This is a genomic window from Planomonospora algeriensis (assembly GCF_977012225.1).
In genome coordinates this window covers 1-6,480 of the sequence record NZ_CDRNDK010000365.1, presented here as the reverse complement: position 1 = coordinate 6,480, position 6,480 = coordinate 1, and the positions used below count along the sequence as shown (strand labels likewise).

Genomic DNA, 6,480 nt, shown 5'->3' with positions numbered 1-6,480 from the left:
CCGGTGATGCCGCGCACGGGGCCGCAGGCGCCGGCCGTGGCGGGATGGCCGAGGGAGGCGGTCAGCTCGGCCGCCACCCGTTTGGCGAGCGGCCCGGGATCGTCTCCGGGGAGCAGCAGCACCACCTCGTCGCCGCGCTGGGCGGCGAGCCCGTGCTCCAGCGTGGCCCGGGAGGAGGCCCAGAAGGCCGCCCGCTCGCGTCCGCCGTCGTGCCGGACCACGATCACCACGTGGTCGCCGTCCAGGTCCACGCCCACCCGCCGGGCCCGCTCGCCCAGCCCGCCGAGGCCGGGACGGGAGATCAGGTCGTCGAGCAGCTCGCCGCGGACCCGGCCCTCGGCCTCGGCCACCGTACGGCGGAAGAGCAGCAGCAGGGCGGTGACCAGCGCGGCCCGCTCCAGGATGCGGTGGTCGGTGTCGGCGACCTGGCGACCGGCCCGCAGGACCAGCGTGCACAGCGGCTCGCCGCCGACGTCCACCGAGGCGACGAGCAGGTCGCCCCGCCGGACGGTACGGCCCAGCGTCCGGGACGACTGCGCGGCCTCGGCGATCGCGGCGGCGTCCGGCTCGTCCGCCCGGTCCGTCTGGCCCGTCCGGTCCGTCTGATTTATCTGGTTTGTTCGGCCCGCTCGTTCCGCGCCGTGCGTGCCGTGCGGGAGGTCTGAGGCGTGCGTGCGGTCCCGGGCGGCGGGCGCGCCGGGTCCGCCGAGGTCGCCGGTGATCGGCCGTCCGGCGTCGTCCAGCACCGCCAGGGAACCGCCGAGCACCTCGGTGACCACGGCCGCCACGTCCTCGACGCCGCCGCCGCGCAGCACCAGCCCGGTCATCCGGTCGTGCGCGAGCGCGGCCCGTTCCACGGCCTCGCTGTGCGCGTTGAGGCGCCGGTTGGCCTCGCTGAGCTCCTCCAGAGCGTTGCGGGTCTCCTGCAGCAGCCGGGCGTTGTCGATGGCCACCGCGGCGTGCGCGGCCAGCGAGCCGAGCAGCACCACCTCGTCCTGGGTGAACGGCCGCACGCTCCGGTTGGCGGCGAACAGCACCCCGATGACCCGCCCGCCGAGCTTGAGCGGGACGCCGAGGATGGCGACCAGTCCCTCCTCCTGCACGGCGTCGTCGATGTCGTGCATGTGGCGGAAGCGCTCGTCGGCGAAGTAGTCGGCCGTGGAGTACGGCGTGGCGGTCTGCGCCACCAGCCCGCCCAGCCCCGCTCCCATGGCCAGCCGGAGCGAGCGGAACTTGGCCGAGACGGAGCCGTCGGTCACCCGCATCCGGGTGTCGCCCCGGTCGGGGTCGTGCAGCGTCATGTAGGCGGCGTCGGTGCCGAGCAGCTGCCTGGCCCGGTGCACGATGGCCTCCAGCACCGCGTCCAGGTCGCGCAGCGCGGCCAGGTCGCCCGCCGTGTCGAAGAGCGCCGACAGCTCCGCCTCGCGCCTGGCCCGGCGCCGCAGCAGCGCCCGGACCTTCAGCGCCGCGAGCTTGGCCTCCTCCAACTCGGCGAGCGCGGCGGCGTCGGCTCCGGCGGTCCTGGCCGCCAGCACGGGCCCCTCGAACTCGACCGCGGAGGCCTCCCTGGCCAGGAGTTCGAGGAAGACCCGCGTGCTCATACCGTTCATTGTCTCCGGGCCGCTCAGCGGGCGGTCCAGCCGCCGTCCACCGGGAGGGAGACCCCCGTCACGAACGAGCCGTGCGGGCCGCACAGGTAGGCGACGAGCTCGGCGACCTCCTCCGGCTCGACCAGCCGCTTCACCGCGGCGGGCGCGAGCATGACGCGTTCGACGACCTCGTCCGCGCCGATGCCGTGGGCCTCGGCCTGGGCGGCGATCTGCCGCTCCACCAGCGGGGTGCGGACGTAGCCCGGGCTCACGCAGACGGAGGTCACCCCGTGCTCGGCGCCCTCCAGCGCGATCACCTTCGACAGCCCCTCCAGCGCGTGCTTGGCGGTGACGTAGGCGGACTTGTACGGCGAGGCGCGCAGGCCGTGGACCGAGGAGATGTTGACGATCCGGCCCCATCCCCGCTCGTACATGCCCGGCAGGACGGCCCGGACCAGCAGGAACGGCGCCTCGACCATGACCTTGAGGATCCGGGAGAAGACCTCGGGCGGGAACTCCTCGATGGGCGCCACGTGCTGGAACCCGGCGTTGTTCACCACGACGTCCGCGCCCGCCAGGAGGCCGTCCGGGAACGCCCCGGTGAAGTCCGGCGCCGACAGGTCCGCCGCCACCGGGGTCCCGGAGACGTCCGCGGCCGTCTTCTCCGCGGCCTCGGCGTCCACGTCGACCACCACCACGTGCGCTCCGGCGGCGGCGAGCCGCAGCGCGCAGGCGCGCCCGATCCCGCTGCCCGCTCCGGTCACCACGGCCCGCCGCCCCGTCAGGTCAGTCATGCCAGTGAATCTAGGCAATCGCCCGGACCTCTCACATGTCCCCTGCCGACATACCGTCCCCGCGGGTTATGTGACGGCCGCACGCGAGCCCTTCCGGGTCCGGGACTTCTGGGCCCGGGGTGTCCGGGGCGGGGGTGTCCGGTCCGGGGCTCCCGGTGGCGGGGTGTCCGGGTCCGGGAGCCCCGGAGTCCGGGACTCCCGGGGGCGGGGTCCTCCGGACGGCGGCGTTCCGCGGGGTGTGGGAAGGGATTCCCGGCCGCCGCGGTTCGGAGAAATGTCGTAGGCGCGATCTAGGGTCGGAGAGGTCCGAGCCGATCGCTCCCGACGCCCAGGACATCCAGGACACCCCGAGGACACCCGAGGACGCCGATGACCGCGAACCCGCTGCGACTGATGGCCGTGCACGCCCACCCCGACGACGAGTCCAGCAAGGGGGCGGCGACGACGGCCCGTTACGTCTCCGAGGGGGTGGACGTGCTGGTCTGCACCTGCACCGGGGGAGAGCGCGGCGACGTGCTCAACCCCGCGATGGACCGGCCCGGAGTGCTGGAGAACATGGCGGAGATCCGGCGCAAGGAGATGGCCGAGGCCGCCGCGATCCTCGGGGTCGGCCACCGCTGGCTCGGCTTCGTCGACTCGGGGCTGCCCGGTGAGGGGGAGCCGCTGCCGGACGGGTGCTTCGCCGTACAGGACCTGGCGGTGGCGGCGGAGCCGCTGGTGGCGGCGGTCCGGGAGTTCCGGCCGCACGTGATCGTCACCTACGACGAGAGCGGGGGTTACCCGCACCCCGACCACATCATGACCAACCGGGTGGCCGTCGAGGCGTTCGAGGCGGCGGGTGATCCCGAGCGCTACCCCGGGACCGGGGAGCCCTGGCAACCGCTCAAGCTGTACTACATCGCGTCCTTCTCCCGTGCGTGGTTCACCGCGATCCACGAGGGGCTGCTGGCCCGGGGACTGCCGTCCCCGCTGGCGGAGATGGTGACCGACGACTGGTTCGAGGGCATGCCGGAGCTGCCGGTGACCACCCGGGTGACCTGCGACGACCACTTCGAGATCCGCGACCGGGCGATCAAGGCCCACGCCACCCAGATCGATCCGGACGGCCCCTGGTTCGCCCACCCCCGCGACCTGGAGCGCGAGGTGTGGCCGACGGAGGACTACCACCTCGCCCGCTCCCTGGTGGAGACGGAGCTCCCCGAGACCGACCTGTTCGCCGGGCTCCGGGGGTGACCGGGCCGCCCGGACCGGCTCCGGGCGGCGGGATCAGACCTCGACCGGGCAGGTCGGATCAGACCCTGACCGGATAGGTCAGCGCCAGTTCGTCGCCGGGGACGCCCCGGATGCCCCAGTTCACCTGGGGCGACTCCAGGATCACGATCTCCAGGTCGTCGGCGGGGAGACCGAGCGCCTCCCCGGTCCGGGTGAACAGCGTCCGGATCAGCTCGCGTTTGGCCTCCTCCGACCTGCCCGCGAAGCAGACGATCTCCACGATCAGATAGCGCTCGCTCCGCTGCGGGCAGACGAGGTCCTCGGCGTCCAGCAGCAGGAACCGGTGGAACCGCTTGTCCTCGGGGAGCTTCCACGCCTCGGTCAGGCAGCCGTGCACGACATCGGAGAGCTCCCGGCGGAGCGGGGCCCAGACGTCGCGGCGGCCGTAGAACTTGATCTGTGCCATGGCGCCGAGTCTCCCAGAGCACTCCGTACGGCACCCGGCCGGGTACGGCCGGCCCAGCCGGGACACCTTGTCGGATTCTCCGGCCCTTCCGGCCCCGTCCGGGACGGATCGGTCCGTGCTCCCGGTTCCCCGGGCGGGGCGGTCAGGCGGGCGGCCGGGTCATGGAGAGCACGTCGAGCAGGGCGTCGAGCCGCTCCTCGGTGATGGTGCCGTTCGCGACGTGCCCGCGCTCGACGACGACCTCGCGGATGGTCTTCCGTTCGGCCAGCGACTGCTTGGCGATCTTCGCCGCCTCCTCGTAGCCGACGTACCGGTTCAGGGGGGTGACGATGGACGGCGACGACTCGGCGTACTCCCGCAGGCGCCCGGTGTTGGCCGTGATGCCGTGCACGCAGCGGTCGGCCAGCAGCCGGGAGACGTTGGCCAGCAGCCGGATGGACTCCAGGACGTTGCGGGCGATGACCGGCAGGGCCACGTTGAGCTCGAAGGCGCCCGAGGCTCCGGCGAAGGCGATGGCCGCGTCGTTCCCGATGACCTGCGCGGCGACCATGCACACGGCCTCGGGGATGACCGGGTTGACCTTGCCCGGCATGATCGAGGATCCCGGCTGGAGGTCGGGCAGGTTGATCTCGCCGAGCCCGCGCGCGGACCCGACCCCATCCAGCGGAGATCGTTAGCGATCTTGTTGAGGGAGATCGCGACCGTCCGGAGCTGCCCGGAGAGCTCCACGACCGCGTCCCGGGCGCTCTGCGCCTCGAAGTGGTCGGGGGCCTCGCAGAAGGGGAGGTCGGTGACGTCGCGGAGCTTCGCGATGACCTTCGTGGCGAAACCCGGCGGGGTGTTGATGCCGGTCCCGACGGCCGTGCCGCCCAGCGGGAGCTGGGCGAGGTGGGGGAGCGCACTCCGCACCCGGGCGACGGCGTTGTCGATCTGGGTGGCGTACCCCCCGAACTCCTGGCCGAGCGTGACCGGCGTGGCGTCCATCAGGTGCGTACGGCCCGCCTTGACCACCTCGTCGAACTCGATCGACTTCTCGCGCAGCGCGGTGGCCAGATGCCGCAGGGAGGGGATCAGGTGGTAGGTCACCTCGGTCAGGGCGGCGACGTGGATGGAGGTGGGGAACACGTCGTTGGACGACTGGGAGGCGTTGACGTGGTCGTTGGGATGGACCGGGCGGCCCAGCCGTTCCTCCGCGAGCGTGGCGACGACCTCGTTGACGTTCATGTTGGAGGAGGTTCCCGAACCGGTCTGGAAGACGTCGACCGGGAACTCGCCGTCCCACTCGTTCTCCGCGATGTCGGTGGCCGCCTCGGCGATCGCCTGGGCCAGCTCCTTGTCGAGCACTCCCAGCTCGGCGTTGACCTCGGCGGCGACCGCCTTGATCAGGCCGAGAGCCGCGATGTGGGGACTCTCCAGGCCGCGTCCCGAGACGGGGAAGTTCTCTATCGCCCGCTGGGTCTGAGCCCGCCACTTCGCGCTCGCCGGGACGTGCACTTCGCCCATCGAGTCATGTTCGATCCGATACTCGCTCATGGACCCAGTCTGCAACGCGAGGGATAAGGCGGACGTTCCAGGCATGCTTGGACCGTCCGCCGTCCAGGCCGCTTGCGCGCTCGTCCGCGGTCCAGGCCGCTTGCGCGCTCGTCCGCGGTCCAGGCCGCCCCCTGTGCTCGTCCGGCGGCATCCGCCCGGCGTCCGGACACCGCCAGGTGATCATCGGGCGTAGAGGATCGCCAGGACGAGAACGATGATGACCACCAGCGCGGCGGTCGCCACGCCCATCAGGACGAGCGCCCCGGCCCGCTTCTTCTGCTGCTGCGCGACCTGCTGCTCACCCGGCCCGACGATCGAGAACAGCTCGGTTCCCAAGCCGGGTGCGGAGTCGTCGTCACGGGGCCATTCCTGACCGGGCCCCTGCGGGAGCGGGCCCGGCCGACCCCCCTGCGGCTCCGGTCCCCCGGGCCCGCCCGGCCCGTTGAACCCTCCGGGCCCGTTCGGTCCCCCGGGACCTCCGGGCGCGTTGAATCCGCCTGCTCCCCTGAACGCGTCGGGGGCACCGAACCCTCCCGGGCCATTCGGTCCGCCCGGCCCGTTGAATCCATTTGGCCCGTTCGGTCCGTCGAACCCGCTGAATCCTCCGGGTCCGTTCGGCCCGCCGGGCGCGTTGAATCCGCCGGGCCCTCCAGGGCCGCTCGGTCCGCCGAACCCGCCGGGTCCCGGGAGCGCTCCGGTCTCCGTCGGGGCGTCACTCGAGGCGAACCCTCCCGGACCCGCCGACGGCGCACCGTGGAACGGCGGTCCTGCGGGACCCCACCCTCCGGCGGCCGGAGCTCCGGGCTCCTGTCCGCCGGGGGACCTCCGCGGAGGCGCCGGAGGGCCTCCCGCCGGCGGCTGCCCGGATTGCCGGGCCCCGAGGTTC

At 73.1% G+C, this 6,480-nt stretch carries 5 protein-coding genes and 1 pseudogene; 1 reads left to right on the top strand and 5 read right to left on the bottom strand.

Features of this window, described 5'->3' with window-relative positions; all coding sequences use genetic code 11:
* Together ACWJ6R_RS27575 and ACWJ6R_RS27570 are read right to left on the bottom strand one after the other, a co-directional pair.
* On the bottom strand, window positions 1-1,601 hold a 1,601-nt coding region (locus ACWJ6R_RS27575; RefSeq protein WP_449065023.1), incomplete at its 3' end, for a GAF domain-containing protein.
* A 23-nt stretch (window positions 1,602-1,624) separates the two neighbouring features.
* The gene (locus ACWJ6R_RS27570) at window positions 1,625-2,383 is read right to left on the bottom strand and encodes a 3-hydroxybutyrate dehydrogenase (protein WP_449065022.1); all 759 of its coding nucleotides are present in this window, start codon (window positions 2,381-2,383) and stop codon (window positions 1,625-1,627) included.
* A gap of 369 nt (window positions 2,384-2,752) precedes the next feature.
* Here ACWJ6R_RS27570 and mca point away from each other — a divergent pair, with 369 nt between their 5' ends.
* Window positions 2,753-3,616: a mycothiol conjugate amidase Mca gene (gene mca / locus ACWJ6R_RS27565; protein WP_449065021.1), complete on the top strand. Its 864-nt coding sequence runs from the start codon at window positions 2,753-2,755 to the stop codon at window positions 3,614-3,616.
* A gap of 58 nt (window positions 3,617-3,674) precedes the next feature.
* Here mca and ACWJ6R_RS27560 read toward each other — a convergent pair whose 3' ends face one another.
* From ACWJ6R_RS27560 to ACWJ6R_RS27550, 3 genes and pseudogenes are all read right to left on the bottom strand, one after another.
* Entirely contained in the window at window positions 3,675-4,061 is a 387-nt protein-coding gene (locus ACWJ6R_RS27560) for a tautomerase family protein (RefSeq protein WP_449065020.1), read from the bottom strand.
* A gap of 142 nt (window positions 4,062-4,203) precedes the next feature.
* Window positions 4,204-5,594: pseudogene (locus ACWJ6R_RS27555) on the bottom strand (class II fumarate hydratase).
* Window positions 5,595-5,774: 180 nt separating this feature from the next.
* Window positions 5,775-5,930, bottom strand: a complete 156-nt coding sequence (locus tag ACWJ6R_RS27550; protein WP_449065019.1) for a hypothetical protein — start codon at window positions 5,928-5,930, stop codon at window positions 5,775-5,777.
* Window positions 5,931-6,480 lie beyond the last annotated feature (550 nt).